This window comes from Delftia sp. DS1230 (assembly GCF_040112715.1).
Taxonomy (GTDB): Bacteria; Pseudomonadota; Gammaproteobacteria; order Burkholderiales; family Burkholderiaceae_C; genus Comamonas; species Comamonas tsuruhatensis.
On the sequence record NZ_CP157763.1, the window covers coordinates 1,651,902 to 1,668,284 of the forward strand.

Here is a 16,383-nt window from a genome sequence, read left to right on the forward strand (position 1 = left end):
GGATGGTCTCTGGCGCTAGGCGGGCTGCATGCCCTGTGCGGTCAGGCGCAGCACGCGGTCGGCACGGCGCGCGGCCTCGATGGAGTGCGTGACCAGCACCAGGGCGGCCTGGTGTTCGCGGGTCTGCTGCAGCAGCAGCTCCATGACCTGTGCGGCCGTGCCGGGGTCCAGGTTGCCCGTGGGCTCGTCGGCCAGCAGCAGGGCCGGGCCGTGGACCAGGGCGCGTGCAATGGCCACGCGCTGCAGCTGGCCGCCGCTGAGCTGCCAGGGCAGGCGCTGCTCCAGCCCCTGCAGCCCGACGGCCTGCAGCAGTTGCTGCACGCGCTGGCGGCCCGCTGCATCCAGCCGCTGCAGCAGCATCAGCGGCAGGGCCACGTTGTGCCAGACATCCAGGTGCGGCAGCACATGGAAGGCCTGGAACACGAAGCCCACATGGCTGCGCCGCCACAGCGCACGGCCGGTTTCATCCAGGGCCGACAGGTCCTGGCCTGCGTGCAGCACGCGGCCCTGCTGCCACTCATCGAGCCCGGCCAGGCAGTTGAGAAAGGTGGACTTGCCCACGCCCGAGTCACCCACGATGGCCACGAACTCGCCGCGCGCCACGCTGCAGTCCACGTTCTCGAAGACGGCGGTTTCCATGCCGCCGTCGTTGCGGTAGCGCCGCGCCAGGCCCTGGACCTGAAGCAGCGGCGGCTGAGTCAGCGGCGTGTTGTCCCGGGGCGCGGCAGTCATGAAGGCGGTTTCCTGTTCAGCCGTTGCGGGCCTGGGTTGCTGCGGCCACCACGGCCATCGCTGCCTGCAGCAGTTGCTGCTGGGCATCGGGCGCATCGCAGGCGATGGCATGGCGGGCGGGCATGCTGCGCAGCCAGGTGATCTGGCGCTTGGCCAGCTGGCGCGTGGCGGCAATGCCGCGTTCGCGCAGCGAGTTCATGGAGTACAGGCCGTCCAGCGATTCCCAGGCCTGGCGGTAGCCCACGCAGCGGATGGAGGGCAGGTCCAGGTGCAGGTCGCCGCGCGCGCGCAGTTGCTGCACCTCGTCGATGAAGCCGGCGCTCAGCATGGCGTCGAAGCGCTGGGCGATGCGCGCATGCAGCCAGGCGCGGTCCTGCGGCTCCAGCGAGAAGAAGCCGCCGGGGCTGATCAGGCCCTGTGCCGCACCCTTGCCCGCTCGTGTATGAAAGCTGGACAGCGGTTTGCCCGACACCTGCCAGACCTCCAGCGCGCGCTGTATGCGCTGGCTGTCGGCCGGCGCCAGGCGTGCGGCCGTGGCGGGATCGACCTGGGCCAGCAGCGCATGCATGGCGGGCCAGCCGATCTGCGCGGCCTGGGCGTCCAGCCGCTCGCGCACGGCGGGGTCGGCGGCCGGCATGTCGTCAATGCCATCCTGCAGGGCCTTGAAATACAGCATGGTGCCGCCCACCAGCAGCGGCAGGGCGCCGCGCGCGTGGATCTCGGCCACCAGGCGCTGCGTGTCCTGCACGAATTCGGCCGCGCTGTAGGCCTGTAGCGGGTCGCGGATATCGATCAGGTGATGGGGGCACGCAGCCAGTTCTTCGGGCGTGGGCTTGGCCGTGCCGATGTCCATGCCGCGATAGACCAGGGCCGAGTCCACGCTGATGATTTCTGCGGCCTGGCCGCGTTCGGCCAGCAGCCTGGCCAGGGCCAGGGCGGCAGCGGTCTTGCCGGAAGCGGTGGGGCCGGCGATGGCCAGGCAGGGGAGCGGGGAAGCGGTGGACATTCAAAAAACACAAACGCAGGAAATGAAAATCAGCGGTGGCCATCGACCCCGCCGTGGCGGCGCACCAGCCCCCAGGCGACCAGGGCCGTGCACACGCCCCAGAACCAGATGCCGAAGGCCATGGGCCGGGTGGACTGGCCGTCCAGGTGCAGGCCCAGCCAGTGTCCCATGGCAAAGGCGATGAGCATCATGGTGAAGCCGTTGAGCGCCGAGGCCGTGCCCGCCGACTGCGGGAAGGGCGCGATGGCATTGCTCTGGCCGCAGGGCATGTGCACGCCATGGGCGATCTGGAAGATATAGAAGGGCAGGGCATAGGCCCAGAGGCTGCGCGCATCGGCCAGCGCCGCAATGCCGATGGCCGTGGCCGACAGCAGGCTGGCCAGCCCGGCAATCTGCACGGCGCGCCGCACATCCATGCGCTGCAGCAGCCAGCGGCACAGGAAGGTGCCCGCGATGTAGCACAGCGCATTGCTGCCCATCAGCAGGCCGTAGCCCGTGCGGCTCACGCCCAGCACATGGATATAGGTGAAGGAAGATGCGGCCAGATTGGTGAACAGGGCCGCATAGGTGCAGCAGGTCAGCAACTGGTAGGACTGGAATCCCGGGTGGCGCAAGATGGTGATCCAGTTGCGCGCCAGGGCCAGCGGCTGCAGCGCCGTGGGATTGGTGCGGGCCAGTGTCTCCGTGAAGCGCAGGGCCACCAGCAGCAGGGCCAGCGCACCCATTACCGCCTGGGCCAGCATGGTCGAGCGCCAGCCCAGCGAATCCACCAGCAGGCTGCCGCTGACGGGGCTCAGGAAGGCGATCACGCCCAGCCCGGTCAGCGCCTTGGACATGACCTGGGCACCCAGGTGCGGCGCGAACAGGTCGCGCACCATGGCGCGCGCGCACATCACGCCCGCGCCCAGCGATGCCCCCTGCAGCGCGCGCCAGGCGATCAGCGATTCCATGGTCTCGGCGCTGGCGCTGCCCAGGGCCGCCAGCACATAGATGGACATGCCTGCCAGCAGGATGGGCCTGCGCCCTAAGCGGTCGGACAGCGGCCCCCAGGCCAGCTGCGAGCAGCCGAAGGCCAGCAGGAAGGCCGTCAGCGTGAGCTGCACCTGGGACACCTGGGTGGAGAAGGCCGCCTGTATCGAGGGCAGGGCGGGCAGGTACAGATCTGTGGCCAGCGGCTGAAGCCCCAGCAGCAGGCCGAGCAGGATGACGACCAGAACGGGGGACATGGCCGGCTGCGCTTGCGCGACGGCGGGAGACAGGGGCGCTGACATAGGCGCCCGAGGGTAGCAGAGAACCCGGGGTGCCGCTGTCCATGCCTTGGCGGCGCATATCCATCTGCGGATTGCGCAGTTGGGAACCGGCCCGCCCCTGCCTACATTGCATTGCAGAGCAACCCGACCCCAACCGAGCAATCAACGCAACTGCGAACAAAGGACCGTGATGGCAACGCCGACCGCTTTCTCCACCATCCCCGCCACCCTGCGCCAGGGTGCCTGCACCGTGCTGTACGTCGCGGCCCTGATCGGCGGCACGGTCCATGCCAATGCGCCCGTTCCCGAAGGTCCGCTGGTCAGCACCGAATGGCTGGCGGCCAACCTCAACCGCGCCGACGTGCGCATCGTCGAAGTCAGCGTCAACCCCGGCCTGTACGAGCGCTCCCATGTGCCGGGCGCGGTCAATTTCTCGTGGCACAACGATCTCAACGACAAGGTGCGCCGCGACATCGTGGGCAAGGAGCAGTTCGAGAAACTGCTGTCGCAGGCCGGCGTGAAGGACGGCACCACGGTCGTGCTGTACGGCGATACCAACAACTGGTTCGCGGCCTGGGGGGCCTGGGTCTTCGACATCTATGGCGTGCAGAACGTCAAGCTGCTGGACGGCGGCCGCAAGAAGTGGGAGGCCGAAAACCGCCCCCTCAACAACCGCGCCCCGGAATATGCGGCCACCACCTACCGCGTGGGCAAGGTCAACACCGCGCTGCGCGCGCGCCTGACCGATGCGCTGGCCTCGGCCGAAGGTCGCAGCGACGCCAGGCTCGTCGACATCCGCTCGGCCGACGAATACCAGGGCAAGGTCTTCGCCCCGGCCGGCGTGCCGGAGCTGGCCATCCGCGCCGGCCACATCCCCGGTGCCGTCAACGTGCCCTGGGGCCAGGCCGTGCGCGAGGACGGCAGCTTCAAGTCCGCCGAAGAACTCAAGAAGCTCTATGCGGGCGTGGGCATCGACGGCAGCAAGCCCGTCATCACTTACTGCCGCATCGGCGAGCGCTCCAGCCACACCTGGTTTGCGCTGTCCAAGATCCTCGGCTACCAGGTGCGCAACTACGACGGCTCGTGGACCGAATACGGCAACTCCGTGGGCGTGCCCATCAACAACCCGGCCGGTACGGTCTGGGCCGCGAAATGATTCCGCCGTCGATCAACCTGTCTTGAAGGCGGGGGCCGGGCGAGGGGTGTCAGTGCTCTTGGTTCGACGGATCAGGTGCGTGACGTGTGGCTTTGGCAAAAGCTCGGCTCCTTTGGGGCCCGCAGGCTGCGGGCCCCTTTTTTATGGGTGGATGGCAACAAAAGGGGGCAGCAATGACAAGCGTGACCGGTGAGCACACGCAGAACGTGAATGGCAGGCACAGGGCAAGGGACTGGACCAGATGGTTGCCCTTGGCCGCCGTGCTGGCCGCAGCCTGGCCTGTGGCGGCGCAGCTGCAGCTGCAAGGCGGCGGGCGCACCCTGGTCTTTGCGCTGGCGCTGGGCCTGCTGCTGGGGCTGGTGCTGCAGCGCTCGCGCTTTTGCTTTTACTGCCATGCGCGCGACTGGTTCGAGTTCGGCGACCCGCGCGGCGTGCTCTCCATCCTGCTGGCGCTGGCCGTGGGCTCGGCGGGCATGACCGTGGTGCTGGGCAGCTGGGTGGCCGTGCCCCAGCCGGGCCAGTTGCCGCCCGACATGCACATAGGCCCCGTGAGCTGGGTGCTGGTCCTTGCGGGCCTGGCCTTTGGCGCGGGCATGTCGGTCTCGGGCTCGTGCATCAGCGCCCACTGGTACCGGCTGGGCGAGGGCTCGCCCGTGGCGCCGTTTGCCCTGGTCGGCACCGGCCTGGGCTTCGTGCTCGGTTTCCGCAGCTGGAACCCGCTGTACAGCCTGGCCATTGCCGATGCGCCCGTCATCTGGCTGCCGGCCCATCTGGGCTATGGCGGCGCGCTGGCGCTGCAACTGGCCGTGCTGGGCCTGCTGGCAGCCTGGGTCTGGCGCATTCATGGGCGCTCGGGCCGCGCACGGCCCCGGCCTGCGGCAGAACCGGCGCAGCCACCGGGCCTGCGCCAGCTGTGGCTGTCACTGTGGCAAGGCCGCTGGAACGCCGCGCTGGGCGGCCTGGCCGTGGGCCTGATCGCGGCCGCCGCCATCGTGCGCATGCGGCCGCTGGGAGTGACCACCACGCTGGGCAGCACCGTGCGTGGCTGGGCCCAGGCAGGCGGCTGGGTGCCCGAGCGCCTGCACGGCCTCGATACCCTGGGCGGATGCGCCACGGCCGTGCTCAACAGCCTGCTCACGCCCCATGCCGTGCTGCTGCTGGGCCTGGTGGCCGGCGCCTGGGGCGCCGCCGTGGCCAGCCGCCAGTGGACGCCACGCCGCCCCACCTGGCGCGATGCGGCACGCGGCCTGGCCGGTGGCGCCTTGCTGGGCTGGGGCGCCATGACGGGGCTGGGCTGCACCATCGGCACGCTGCTGTCGGGCAGCATGGCGGGCGCGCTGTCGGGCTGGGTCTTTGGCGCGGCCGTGTTCGCGGCGCTGTGGCTGGGGTTTGTGTTGCGGCGCTGGCAGCACGAGCGTGCGGGAGCGCAGGGGCTTTGACCTGCAGCAGGAGGTGATTGCCGAGTGACAGGCGAGAGCGGCGCCTGAAACAGGCTTTCTGGCCATTGCTTGTCCTAGGCTTTTTTCTGCCAGTTTTCAGAGGAGACCGCTGCCAATTGCGGGCAGCTCAGTCCTGGAAATCTCTGAAAAATAGGATTTACGTGCCCAATTCATTGCTCCTATTATTTTCCTTTCAGAAGGAAGGGAGCGCCTTTCACAGGCGAAGGAGCCAATGACATTCAGGATAGACATCCATGCGCCATTGAGCCGCGCAGGGCGTTTCCACGAGTTGAATGGGGCAGTGGAGCGGCCACCGGCCATCCGCTCGGATACATGAGCTGCGGGCAACTGGTTCCCGCCTTCATTGCCCTCAATCGCCTGAAGCGGTCCAGGGACCTGTGCAAGGCTGTCGTGCTTGTTGGCTTCAACAAGGTATGCGGCACCCGGGACTTCGACAACGAACTGGACCGCAGGGCGCTGTGCGAGCTGTTTTGCTGCTGCATGACCGGCGGCCTGGGCCAGCGCTGCGTGGCCGGCGTGGTCATGCAGGCCGATGGGTTTGAAGGCTACCGGGGCTACTACAAGCAGGAAGTGCCTTACCTGAACAGAGCACCTGTCATGTCGCGCAACGAGCCCGTGCGCCCCACGCGCAGCCGGCCTGCGGGCTCGCGCATTCCGGATGTGGTCGTGGTGAAGAACCCGCGCCTGCCGCCTGTGCTGGACAACGTGCAGCGGGTCTATGAGATGAAGTTTCCGGGGGATGGCTTTTCCAATGCGGAAGGGACAGACGGCAGGACACAGCATCAGGCCTATTCACATATTTTTGAAGACAAGTTTCTCAAGGATGCCTTGGACGCCGGAAGCTGCGCTTGCGACAGCGATGGAGAAAGTGCGAACGAAGGCGTGTTGAACCAGGCAGGGCGATGGCAGGCCAACAGGGAAAAGGCCATCTCTTTGGCAGAGCGGGTGAACAAGGATACGGCGGCGGCCGTCGGGGCTGCGGCCGGTGCATCCGCACTGGGGAGGGCACTGCGAGGTGTTGGTGCGGTAGGGAGCGCACTGGCGAGATTCCTCGGGTTGTCATTCTGAAGTTGATGGATTGGATTGAGTGAAATATGGAGGATGGATATGGCAAAAGACTTCAACAAACCTTTGAGCACCAGAGAACTGCAAAAAGCCACCGTGGCGACGATGGATATTCTCAAGGCGCTGGTATTACAGAATCAATTTGGACGTATTTGTGCAAGAGCAGGCTGGACGATCGAGATGGTGTTCCATGACGGGGATTCATTGGCCGTGCGTGAGCGTGCATGGGAAGTGGTGGAACTTTTTTGTGAGGCTGTAGGGAAGGAGAAACTGGTTTATTGGTACGACGGAATGCCTGCCATGCTGACCAGCGCGATAGCACAAAGAAAGTTGGCTGCAAAGAAGCAGAAAAGCTTTGATAACCCAAAAGGTTATGCCCTGATATTTCATATGGCTTCGGGTAAGCCAAATCCTCCTGAGGTGTGGGAGAATAATGCGCAAGACTTTCGCCTTTATTGCCGTATTGAGAATGATGAAGGTATTTGGTATCGTGAGAGATATGGGTCGATAAAAAAGGGCCCGGCCATGTCTTTCATTCGCATGGCATTTCCCGCGTGGTGGATTATGGATCAACCGCCAGAGCGCAATGTGGGCCGCCTCACCACCCAGATTGTGGAGTTGATGCAGCCCTATTGGGCCATTGCAGGTTGGGGCGTCATGCCCGCAGTGGAAGAACGCAATATCGGACCCGACGGCAAAGGGCAGCAAATACTGTATCCCTACCTGCAGCGTTTCCCGGGTTTGAATGCCCTGGGCAGTCTTGCGCTGATGAGCCATGACTTCAACAACGCCATGTACAGCATCAACTGGCTGAGTTTTGTGAGTGATGCCTTGCTGGAAAAGCTGGGTGGTCGGGATGCGGTGCGCAAGCAGGTTCAGGCCAGCCAGTATCTTTCGGCTGGGGATGTAGGCAACTGCCTGGGGATACGGGCAGGAGATTTCCCAGGACTGGGGGATATGGACCAGGGGCTGACGCTGCCCGCCTTTGGCGAGGCGGCACGCCTGCTCAAGCCTTTGCGCGCCAGATCCCGGCTCAACAACTTCATCGGCCCGCCGCCTTCGGGGTCCAATGATGAACATGCGTGGCTGCTGGCATGCGATGCCTACATGAGCCGGTTTGATCTGTTCTGACCCATGCAGGCACTGCAGCTGAATCCTGCCGGGCCAGCCGGCAGGACGTGTTTTCGGGTCGGGCGGACCTAGTCCGCGTCAACCCCCAGCAGCAAATCCGTGATCTCGTCCGGATACCGCTGCCGGTTGCCGTCGATGAGCACGCAGCCGGGTACTTCGGGGTCGGGCTTGGCCAGGGGCATGCCGTGGTCGATGAGGGCCTGGGCGCAGCCCAGCCAGTCGCCGCCGCCGGGTTCCGTGGATTCGGGCCGGTTCAGCGATGCCCAGCACAGGGTTCCTGCGCAGTTGTCGCCATAGGCGTGGTGTTCGGTCCACTGTGCGCCGTGCTCCAGCAGGAAGCGCGCCATGGCGGCATCGCCACGGAAAACGGCCTGGTTCAGTGCGGATGCATCCCAGTCGCCGCCGCGCGCAGCGATGGGCCAGCCCAGCTCCACCATGCAGCGCACGGCCTCCATGCGGCCCAGGGCTGCCAGTTCGGGCAGCATGCGCAGCTGCTCGTGAGACAGTCCTTGCAGCAGACCCGGGTGGGACGCGAGAAGCCCTCCGGCCCGGGCCCGGTCGCCCATGGCGCAGGCGGCAACGAACTGTTCTTCGGGCGTGGCGGTTTCAGCGCCCGTGGACTGTTCCAGCAGGACGGCCACGTCTGCCAGGCCAAAGCGCCGTGCCAGGCGGGCGGCGCCCAGGCCTTGCGGTGTGCGGGTGGCCGGGTCGGCTCCTGCATCCAGCAAGGCCTGCACGTGGGCGGGCGAGCGCAGCCGGCGTATGGCCCACAGCAGCGGGCGGCCCCATTCGCCCTGGCCGTTGTCCTCGTTCGGATCGGCGCCGTGGTCCAGCAGCAGGCGCAGGGCCTGCACATCGTCCATGTCCAGCACGCGGAACAGGGCATTGCTGCCCTCCACGCGCGCGCCCGCCTGCAGCAGCAGCCGCGTGCATTCGCGGCTGGCGGGCGTGCCTTCCAGAGAGTGGTAGAGCGATTCGCCGTCGTTGGGGTCGGCCCCGGCCTGCAGCAGCATCTGCGTCAGTTGCGCATCATGGTTCTGGCCTGCTGCGCCATAGAGTGCTGACAGCCGCTCGGTCTCGGAGGGCGCCTGCAGCGAGGCCGGCGGCCAGCGATTGCCCACGGTTTGCAGCGGGTCGGCTCCCGCGTCCAGCAGCCAGCGCGCGCAGGCGCGCAGCGGCTCGGCGAACTCGGGCAGGCGCAGCAGGCACGAGTGCGTGACGGCCACCAGCGGCGGCAGTCCCAGCGGCCCGCCTGCGCGCTGCAGCCAGCCGGGATCTCTGTGCGTGGCTTCGCGCAGCGCGGCCAGGTTGCCGATGGCGCAGGCCATCCAGGGATCATTGCCCGGCAGCTCCGGCCGCTCGTCCAGCAGGCGCCGGGCCAGCGCGGGCTGCGCGCGGTGCGTGCCGCCCGCCACATCGCCGGCATAGACCAGGGCCAGCCAGTGCAGCCGGGATGTCTCGGGGTCCGCTGCCAGGCGCTGGCATGCCTCGACGTAGCCTGACAGCTCGCTCCATGAGGCGAAACCGTGCTCGCGCGCCACGGCGGACTGGGCGTCGTGCAGCCGCAGGTCCATGGCGGCCAGTGCTTCATCCGTGCGGCCCCGGGCAGCGGGCAGGTGGGCGCGCAATTGCTCCATGGCCTGGGCCGAGCCTGCGCGATAGGCGGCCAGCAGTTGCTTGGCCTGTTTCTTGAGATGGCCCATGTCGGGCCGGGCGGGGATGCGTTTCACAGGGATACCTCCGTGCACGAAGGCCAATGACCTGCAGCTTGGCGCACAAAGGCATGTGGCAAGAGAAAAACGCCGAGAGGCGCATACAGGTGGGTTCAACCCTTCCCGCAGGTCCGGGTGCGGCCTGCACCGCAAGCGCGGATGTTAGCGCAAGGCGACAGTCATCTGGGTGACAGCCGGAAGCCCCTGCTTGCGGGTTCCTACCCGCATGGCGGGCCAGTTGTCTGGCATAGGCTGCGTCGGCACTCCCCCTTGAAACGGATTTTTTGCGCGCGTTCCCCTTCAAACCTTCATCCCAAGGAGACAGTCTTATGCGAGCCCTGCGTTGGAATCGTTGGAAGTATCTCGGTCTGCTGGCGGCCACGGGCCTTGCGGCCTGCGGCGGAGGGGACGGTGATGCGCCCGAGGAGACGCGGGCACAGGACAGCCGCAGCTTTGCGCCGGCCAATCCTTCGGCCACCAGCTTCGACGCGCTGGCCGCCGCTTCGGGCGATGTGGTCGACAACGCCAGCACCAGCCGCTGGGCCGGTGTGCTGGAAGGCGCGGCCTACCGCATCGAGGTGCCGGCCAACTGGAATGGCCGCCTGGTGATGTATGCCCACGGCTATGCGGGCGAGGGCAGTGCGCTCAACGTCACCAACCCGTCCATACGCCGGTACCTGATCCAGAACGGCTATGCCTGGGCGGCGTCCAGCTACAGCAAGAACTACTACGACGTGCGCGCCGGCGTGGAGGACACGAATGCGCTGGCGCTGGCCTTCAACCGCCTGGCCGCATCCCACGGCCGGCCGTTGGCGCAGCCGCAGCGCCTGTACATCACCGGCCATTCCATGGGCGGCCATGTCACGGCGGCGGCCATCGAGGCCGAAGCCCAGTCAACGGCCCGCAACAAGGTGCGCTACCAGGGCGCCGTGCCCATGTGCGGCGTGATGGGCGATACCCAACTGTTCGACTACTTCGCGGCAGCCCAGGTCACTGCCCAGGCCCTGGCGGGCGAGGCCCAGCATGCCGTCACCGACTGGGCGGCCATCCAGGGCAAGGTGACATCGGCCCTGTTCACGACCTTCCCGTCTGCACCTACCGCGACGGGCCGCGCCTATCTGTCGGTGATCCAGAATCTCACGGGCGGTCCGCGCCCGCTGTTCGACCTGGGGGTGGCCGTGGGTGGCTCGTTCGCTCCGGTCTGGGGCGTGTTCGGCAGCGACGGCTCGGTCAACGGCATCCTGAACCGCAACGTGACCGATACCAACCGCTTCACCTACCGCATCGATGGGGATGCAGCGGCCTCGGCCGCGCTCAATGCCGCCGCGCAAAAGCGCACGGCCGCGCCCGATGCCAACCGGCTGCGCCGCGACGGCCTGCGCTGGATTCCCGTGAGCCCAGGCGACATCGGCATTCCCGTGGTGACGCTGCACACGCTGGGCGACCTGTATGTGCCGTTCAGCATGCAGCAGATCTACCAGCGACGCGTGGCCGACAAGGGCAAGGACCGTTGGCTGGTGCAGCGCGCCATCCGCGGCGCATCGCACTGCGACTTCACCGTGGCCGAGCAGGTGGAGGCCTTCGATGCCATGGTGCAGTGGGAGCAGGGCGGCGCCAAGCCGGGCGGTGACGATGTGCAGACGGCCGCCACGGTGGCCGCGCCGACCTATGGCTGCCGCTACACGCGCAACACCCTGGGCCCGGATGACAGCACCACCACGCGGCAGTTGCGTGCCGTGATCTCGCAGAACGCGGCAAGCTGCCCGTAGCGTGGAAGGCGGCGCAGGCTGCGCCGCTCAGCGCGGGCTTGCAGGCACTGTGGACGCCTGTGCGAGCAGGCGCAGCCCGAACAGCTCGTCCAGCGCCTGCCGGTACTGGTCCATGGCGCGCGACTGGGTGTTGTGGTGGTTGCCGCCTTCGATGAGCACGAAGCGCTTGGGCTCGCTGGCCGCGTCGAACAGCTGGCGGCCCAGCGTGGCGGGGATCAGCGGATCGGCGCTGCCGTGCACGACCAGCAGCGGCGAGCCTATGCCGGCCACCTTGTCGATGGAGGCAAAGCGCTGCGTGATCAGCGGCCCCACGGGCAGCCAGCCCCAGCGGAAGCTGCGGACCACGTCGGGAATGCTGGTGAAGGTGGCCTCGACCATGACGCCGGCCTCATCCTGAACGCTGCGCGCCAGGTCGATGGCGATGGCGCCGCCCAGCGAATGGCCGAAGATGAAGCGCGGCCGGTCCGGAGCGTGCCGGCCCAGCCAGTCCCAGCCGGCGCGGGCATCCTCGGCGGCCGATTCCTCGGACGGCAGGCCGGCGCTGCTCTTGCCAAAGCCCCGGTAGTCGATGGCCAGCACCGAAAAGCCCAGCTCGTGCAGCCGCCGGATGCGCGGCGAGGAGCCGGCAACGTTCCAGCGCGCGCCATGCAGGTACAGCAGCACGGGGGCGTTGCTGGCCGTGGCCGGCTGGGGCAGCCACAGCGCATGCAGGCGGGCGCCGTCCTGCGTTGGCATGTCGATCCAGACATCTTCCATGCCGGCCGTGTTGGCGCCGGGCCAGCTGCGGTCGCTGGGCTGGAAGATCCATTCGCGCTGCTTGGTATCCAGAACGGAGCAGCCGCTGGCCGCCAGCAGCGCGGCCACGCCCAGCGCTGCCGTGAGCCGGTGCAGGCGCCGTCGGGGCCACAGGTGGGAAAGCAGTGAGGGCATGACGCAACAATGGATGCACGGGCCGGCCAAAAGTTCAGCGCCGCTGCCGTGCCGGCCGGCGCTGTCATGGATTGGCGCTATTCTTGCCGCTGGTCCGCAGGCTGTCCTGGCTGCACGGGCCTCTCCCCACTGTTGATGAGTGAACCTGTATGCCGATACGCCTGGGCCTGGCCGCCAACCGAATCCACCACCAAACCGAGGATGCCGCACTGTTCGGCTGGCTGCGCGCCTGCGAGTCCGGCATCCGCGAGCTGCAGCTGGGCCTGCATGCCGTGGGCCGCACCTTCGATGCCATCCAGGCGGCCGGCATGCTGGCGTCCTACCGGGGCCTGCGCCGCTATCCCTATGGCCGCGAAGGCGGGCTGATGAAACTGGTGGCCGAGGTGGTGGGCGTGGAAGGCGACGAGCGCACCATCGACGGGGCCATCTATTTCACCGACCCGGTGGATCCGTCCTCCATCTTTCCCGAGGCCGTGGCGCTCAAGCGCCAGTGCGTGATCCATGGCAAGCCCTTCCTGTCCACCGTGGCCTCGGCGCGGGACTGGGTCGAGATGGAGCGCATCCAGGCAGGTCTGCCCAAGGATGCCGGTGCGCAGCGCTTTCACGACTACGCACAGCAGACGCTGGCGCTGATCGCCCACGATGCGCTCAAGCCCACCATGCTGGATTTCGCGGCGCGCAACTTCGAGCTGCTGTCGCGCTTTGGCCGGCGCGTGGGCACGGGCACCACGGGCCAGCGCCTCAACGAAATGGCCTGGAGCCGTGGCTGGCCCGAGGACCGGCCCTGGGTGGACCGCTACAACAGCGGCCCGCTGGGCGGCGATGCGCAGATCGCCGACCTGGTGCTGGACCGCCGCTGCCAGCGCGTGATCTTCTTCGAGGACCCGCATGTGGCGCGCCAGCACGAGGCCGACATCCAGCTGCTGGAGCGCGCCGTGACCACGGTGACGCACGACACGGTCTGCACCACTTCTCCGGCCGTGGCGCAGCGCTGGTGCGATGCGGCCTTGATGCGCCGCTGAATGCCCCACTAAAACCTTCGTCGCGCAGACGACAGCCTTGCGGCCTGCGGGCGGGCGAACACCCGTGACCGGCCGGGGGCTTTCTGCAAGACTGGCCGTTTCCAAAAAACCAAGGAGACAACGATGGTCAGTCCGCTCTTTCGGCGTTCCCGGAATGCCATGGCCCTGCTGGTGCTACTGCCCGGCTGGGTGGCGGCCCAGGCACAGGCCCCCGCAGCGCCCGCGCTGCCGCCGCCCGACAGCGTGCGCCTGGAGCAGCTGGGGCTGATGCAGGGCTTTCCGCCGGCCGCCGACAAGCGCGTGGACGTGTCCAACGGCTACCGCTATCCACAGCTGCGCTGGGTGGTGCAGCACCTGCGCGAAATCCAGCCCACGCAGAACATCCGGCGCGGCGCGGCGGCGCCCTCGGCACTGCCCGAAGCGCCCATGGCCCTGGGCGGCCTGCGCTTTGACGACGACAAGGGCCAGCCCATCACCGTGGACCAGTGGCTGGACCGCACCTACACCGATGCCATCGTGGTGCTGCACAAGGGGCGGGTGGTCTTCGAGCGCTACCAGAACCAGATGCAGGCCAGCTCGCCCCACCTGCTGTTCTCGGTCACCAAATCGTTCACCGGCCTGATGGCCGCGCAACTGGCCCACGATGGGCGCATCGATCCCCAGGCCCTGGTCACTAAATACGTGCCCGAGCTGGAAGGCTCTGCCTGGGGCGACATGACGGTGCGCCAGGTCATGGACATGACCGGGGCCGTGCGCTTTCGCGAGGACTACACCGACCCCAGGACCGAAATCTTCGGCTACTCCTGGGCCTCGGGCATGCTGCCGCGTCCGCCTGGCTACGCGGGGCCGACCAATGTGTACGACTTCCTCAAGACGCTGCCCAAGGAAGGCACGCATGGCGAGGGCTTTGTCTACCGCACCGTGCATTCCGAGGTGCTGGGCTGGATCGTCTCGCGCGTCACGGGCCGGCGCTGGAGCGATCTCATGAGCGAGAACATCTGGCAGAAGCTGGGCATGCAGGAAGACGCCTATGTGATGGTGGACAGCACCGGCACGCCGCTGCAGGGCGCGGGCCTGAACGCCACGGCGCGTGACCTGGCGCGCGTGGGCGAGATGCTGCGCCTGGGCGGCAGCTTCAACGGCCAGAAGATCTTCGACAAGGCGGTGCTGGACGACATTGCGCGCGGCGGCGACCGCGAGCAGTTCAAGTTCCGCGGCATCCAGGCCGCGCGGCCCGGCTACAGCTACCGCAACCAATGGTGGGTACTGCACAACGCCGATGGCGCCTACGAGGCCGCCGGCATACACGGCCAGTTCATCCACATGAACCCGGCCGCGCAGATGGTGGTGGTCAAGCTGTCATCGCACCCGGTGGCGGGCGCGGCCTTCACGCATGCGCTGACGCTCAAGGCCTGGGCGGCGCTGGCCGATGCGGTGCGCGACAGGTAAGGCGCGCGAATCCATCTCTTTCCATGAAAAAAGCCCATGCAGCAGGCTGCATGGGCTTTCGTCAGGGGTGGGGAGCGCTGACGCTCAGATCACGCCCTGGGCCAGCATGGCATCGGCTACCTTGACGAAGCCGGCGATGTTGGCGCCGTCGATGTAGCTGACCGTGCCGTCCTCGCGCTTGCCGTACTTCAGGCAGGCGGCGTGGATGCCTTGCATGATCTGCAGCAGGCGGGCATCGACTTCCTCGGCTGGCCAGGACAGGCGGGCCGCGTTCTGGCTCATCTCCAGGCCCGAGGTGGCCACGCCACCGGCATTGCTGGCCTTGCCCGGTGCGTACAGCACGCCGGCCTTCTCGAAGGCCTTGGCGGCTTCGATGGTCGAGGGCATGTTGGCGCCTTCGGCCACGCAGACCACGCCGTTGGCGATCAGCACCTTGGCATCTTCCTCGGTCAGTTCGTTCTGCGTGGCGCAGGGCAGGGCCACGTCCACCTTCAGGTGCCACGGCGTTTTGCCGCGCAGGAACTCGGCGCCCACCAGCTTGGCGTACTCGTCCACGCGGCCGTAGCGGTGGTTCTTCACGTCCATCAGGATGGCCAGCTTCTCGGTGGTGAAGCCGTCCTGGTCATACACGGTGCCCGAGGAGTCGGAGACCGACACCACCTTGGCGCCCAGCTGCATGGCCTTCTCCACGGCGTACTGGGCCACGTTGCCCGAGCCGGAGATGGAGACGGTCTTGCCTGCGAAGGACTGGCCGCGCGTGGCCAGCATTTCCTGGGCGAAGTAGACGGTGCCGTAGCCGGTGGCTTCGGGGCGGATCAGCGAGCCGCCGAAGGACAGGCCCTTGCCCGTGAACACGCTGGCGGCGCTGTTGGACAGCTTCTTGTACATGCCGGCCATGAAGCCCACTTCGCGGCCGCCCACGCCGATGTCGCCTGCCGGCACGTCGGTGTCCGGGCCCACGTGGCGGAACAGCTCGGTGACGAAGGCCTGGCAAAAGCGCATGACTTCAGCGGGGCTCTTGCCCTTGGGATCGAAGTCCGAGCCGCCCTTGCCGCCGCCCATGGGCAGCGTGGTCAGCGCGTTCTTGAAGGTCTGCTCGAACGCCAGGAACTTGAGCACCGACAGCGTGACCGAGGGGTGGAAACGCAGGCCGCCCTTGTAGGGGCCGATGGCCATGCTGTGCTGGATGCGGAAGCCGCGGTTGACCTGCACCTGGCCCTTGTCGTCGGTCCAGCTCACGCGGAACATGACCACGCGCTCGGGCTCGACCAGGCGCTCCAGCAGTCCGTGCTCGGCGTACTTGGGGTTCTTCTCGATGAAGGGCCACAGGCTTTCCATCACTTCGGTGACGGCTTGCAGGAATTCGGGCTGGCCGGGATTGCGTTGCGCGACTTCATCAAGGAACTGGCCGACGGACTCGTACTTCATGGAAAAAACCTCTGACTAAAAACGGCTGCGGAAAGGGGTGAGTGCAAACCAAGATTATGCCTAAAAGTTATGCCGTCATGCATCGTTTTGGTGAACGGCGCCCGAGCTTGGTGCCTTCGTGCTGTGTTTCGGTGCATCTTCAGAGGGGGTTGACGGTATTTGGTGCATGGCAGAAAGCTGCGTGCAGCAGTGGGCGGGCAGGCAGGCTCCTGGATCGGCCGTATCCGGTGGCGTGCATGGTCATGGCGAATGGGAATGGCTGGCGCCATGCCC

General features: G+C 67.2%; 13 protein-coding genes. 7 read left to right on the forward strand and 6 right to left on the reverse strand.

Going from position 1 to position 16,383, the window contains the following annotated elements; all coding sequences use genetic code 11:
- Positions 1 to 15: 15 nt before the first annotated feature.
- From AAN986_RS07455 to AAN986_RS07465, 3 genes are read right to left on the reverse strand one after another with little or no spacing between them, the layout of a single operon-like run.
- Positions 16 to 732 (reverse strand): ABC transporter ATP-binding protein, encoded by a 717-nt coding sequence (locus AAN986_RS07455; protein ID WP_047217358.1) that lies wholly within the window; start codon positions 730 to 732, stop codon positions 16 to 18.
- A 16-nt stretch (positions 733 to 748) separates the two neighbouring features.
- Positions 749 to 1,738 (reverse strand): tRNA (adenosine(37)-N6)-dimethylallyltransferase MiaA, encoded by a 990-nt coding sequence (gene miaA, locus AAN986_RS07460; RefSeq protein WP_047217357.1) that lies wholly within the window; start codon positions 1,736 to 1,738, stop codon positions 749 to 751.
- A 29-nt stretch (positions 1,739 to 1,767) separates the two neighbouring features.
- Complete coding sequence (locus tag AAN986_RS07465; protein WP_047217356.1) at positions 1,768 to 2,964, reverse strand: multidrug effflux MFS transporter; 1,197 nt, start codon at positions 2,962 to 2,964, stop codon at positions 1,768 to 1,770.
- A gap of 214 nt (positions 2,965 to 3,178) precedes the next feature.
- On the opposite strand from AAN986_RS07465, the gene AAN986_RS07470 reads away from it, so the two are divergent.
- The 4 genes from AAN986_RS07470 to AAN986_RS07485 all read left to right on the forward strand — a co-directional run bounded on the left by AAN986_RS07470 (position 3,179) and on the right by AAN986_RS07485 (position 7,800).
- Positions 3,179 to 4,144 (forward strand): sulfurtransferase, encoded by a 966-nt coding sequence (locus AAN986_RS07470; RefSeq protein ID WP_047217355.1) that lies wholly within the window; start codon positions 3,179 to 3,181, stop codon positions 4,142 to 4,144.
- A gap of 173 nt (positions 4,145 to 4,317) precedes the next feature.
- Positions 4,318 to 5,583, forward strand: a complete 1,266-nt coding sequence (locus AAN986_RS07475) for a YeeE/YedE family protein (protein ID WP_047217354.1) — start codon at positions 4,318 to 4,320, stop codon at positions 5,581 to 5,583.
- A 333-nt stretch (positions 5,584 to 5,916) separates the two neighbouring features.
- A complete protein-coding gene (locus tag AAN986_RS07480) occupies positions 5,917 to 6,672 on the forward strand; it encodes a hypothetical protein (RefSeq protein ID WP_349335603.1) in 756 nt (251 codons plus the stop codon).
- Between the two features lie 39 nt (positions 6,673 to 6,711).
- On the forward strand, positions 6,712 to 7,800 hold the full coding sequence (locus AAN986_RS07485) for a type VI immunity family protein (RefSeq protein WP_034363844.1): 1,089 nt from the start codon (positions 6,712 to 6,714) through the stop codon (positions 7,798 to 7,800).
- A gap of 68 nt (positions 7,801 to 7,868) precedes the next feature.
- Here the strand turns inward: AAN986_RS07485 and AAN986_RS07490 are convergent, their stop codons facing one another.
- The gene (locus AAN986_RS07490; RefSeq protein WP_047217352.1) at positions 7,869 to 9,530 is read right to left on the reverse strand and encodes an ankyrin repeat domain-containing protein; all 1,662 of its coding nucleotides are present in this window, start codon (positions 9,528 to 9,530) and stop codon (positions 7,869 to 7,871) included.
- A 311-nt stretch (positions 9,531 to 9,841) separates the two neighbouring features.
- On the opposite strand from AAN986_RS07490, the gene AAN986_RS07495 reads away from it, so the two are divergent.
- Positions 9,842 to 11,281, forward strand: coding sequence for an alpha/beta hydrolase (locus AAN986_RS07495; protein WP_047217351.1), 1,440 nt, complete (start codon positions 9,842 to 9,844; stop codon positions 11,279 to 11,281).
- A gap of 27 nt (positions 11,282 to 11,308) precedes the next feature.
- Here AAN986_RS07495 and AAN986_RS07500 read toward each other — a convergent pair whose 3' ends face one another.
- Complete coding sequence (locus tag AAN986_RS07500; protein ID WP_047217350.1) at positions 11,309 to 12,211, reverse strand: alpha/beta fold hydrolase; 903 nt, start codon at positions 12,209 to 12,211, stop codon at positions 11,309 to 11,311.
- A 149-nt stretch (positions 12,212 to 12,360) separates the two neighbouring features.
- On the opposite strand from AAN986_RS07500, the gene AAN986_RS07505 reads away from it, so the two are divergent.
- Together AAN986_RS07505 and AAN986_RS07510 are read left to right on the forward strand one after the other, a co-directional pair.
- A complete protein-coding gene (locus AAN986_RS07505) occupies positions 12,361 to 13,233 on the forward strand; it encodes a hypothetical protein (protein WP_016447679.1) in 873 nt (290 codons plus the stop codon).
- A gap of 123 nt (positions 13,234 to 13,356) precedes the next feature.
- The gene (locus AAN986_RS07510) at positions 13,357 to 14,682 is read left to right on the forward strand and encodes a serine hydrolase (protein ID WP_047217349.1); all 1,326 of its coding nucleotides are present in this window, start codon (positions 13,357 to 13,359) and stop codon (positions 14,680 to 14,682) included.
- 84 nt (positions 14,683 to 14,766) lie between these two features.
- Here AAN986_RS07510 and gdhA read toward each other — a convergent pair whose 3' ends face one another.
- Positions 14,767 to 16,110 carry an NADP-specific glutamate dehydrogenase gene (gene gdhA, locus AAN986_RS07515; protein ID WP_016447677.1) on the reverse strand — a complete coding sequence of 448 codons (1,344 nt, stop codon included), beginning with the start codon at positions 16,108 to 16,110 and terminating at the stop codon, positions 14,767 to 14,769.
- Positions 16,111 to 16,383 lie beyond the last annotated feature (273 nt).

Excerpts from the sequence above, each read along its gene's own strand:
- AAN986_RS07455 (WP_047217358.1), bottom strand. The coding sequence starts at position 732 with ATGACTGCCGCGCCCCGGGACAACACGCCGCTGACTCAGCCGCCGCTG.
- miaA (WP_047217357.1), bottom strand. The coding sequence starts at position 1,738 with ATGTCCACCGCTTCCCCGCTCCCCTGCCTGGCCATCGCCGGCCCCACC.
- AAN986_RS07465 (WP_047217356.1), bottom strand. The coding sequence starts at position 2,964 with ATGTCCCCCGTTCTGGTCGTCATCCTGCTCGGCCTGCTGCTGGGGCTT.
- AAN986_RS07470 (WP_047217355.1), top strand. The coding sequence starts at position 3,179 with ATGGCAACGCCGACCGCTTTCTCCACCATCCCCGCCACCCTGCGCCAG.
- AAN986_RS07475 (WP_047217354.1), top strand. The coding sequence starts at position 4,318 with ATGACAAGCGTGACCGGTGAGCACACGCAGAACGTGAATGGCAGGCAC.
- AAN986_RS07480 (WP_349335603.1), top strand. The coding sequence starts at position 5,917 with ATGAGCTGCGGGCAACTGGTTCCCGCCTTCATTGCCCTCAATCGCCTG.
- AAN986_RS07485 (WP_034363844.1), top strand. The coding sequence starts at position 6,712 with ATGGCAAAAGACTTCAACAAACCTTTGAGCACCAGAGAACTGCAAAAA.
- AAN986_RS07495 (WP_047217351.1), top strand. The coding sequence starts at position 9,842 with ATGCGAGCCCTGCGTTGGAATCGTTGGAAGTATCTCGGTCTGCTGGCG.
- AAN986_RS07500 (WP_047217350.1), bottom strand. The coding sequence starts at position 12,211 with ATGCCCTCACTGCTTTCCCACCTGTGGCCCCGACGGCGCCTGCACCGG.
- AAN986_RS07505 (WP_016447679.1), top strand. The coding sequence starts at position 12,361 with ATGCCGATACGCCTGGGCCTGGCCGCCAACCGAATCCACCACCAAACC.
- AAN986_RS07510 (WP_047217349.1), top strand. The coding sequence starts at position 13,357 with ATGGTCAGTCCGCTCTTTCGGCGTTCCCGGAATGCCATGGCCCTGCTG.
- gdhA (WP_016447677.1), bottom strand. The coding sequence starts at position 16,110 with ATGAAGTACGAGTCCGTCGGCCAGTTCCTTGATGAAGTCGCGCAACGC.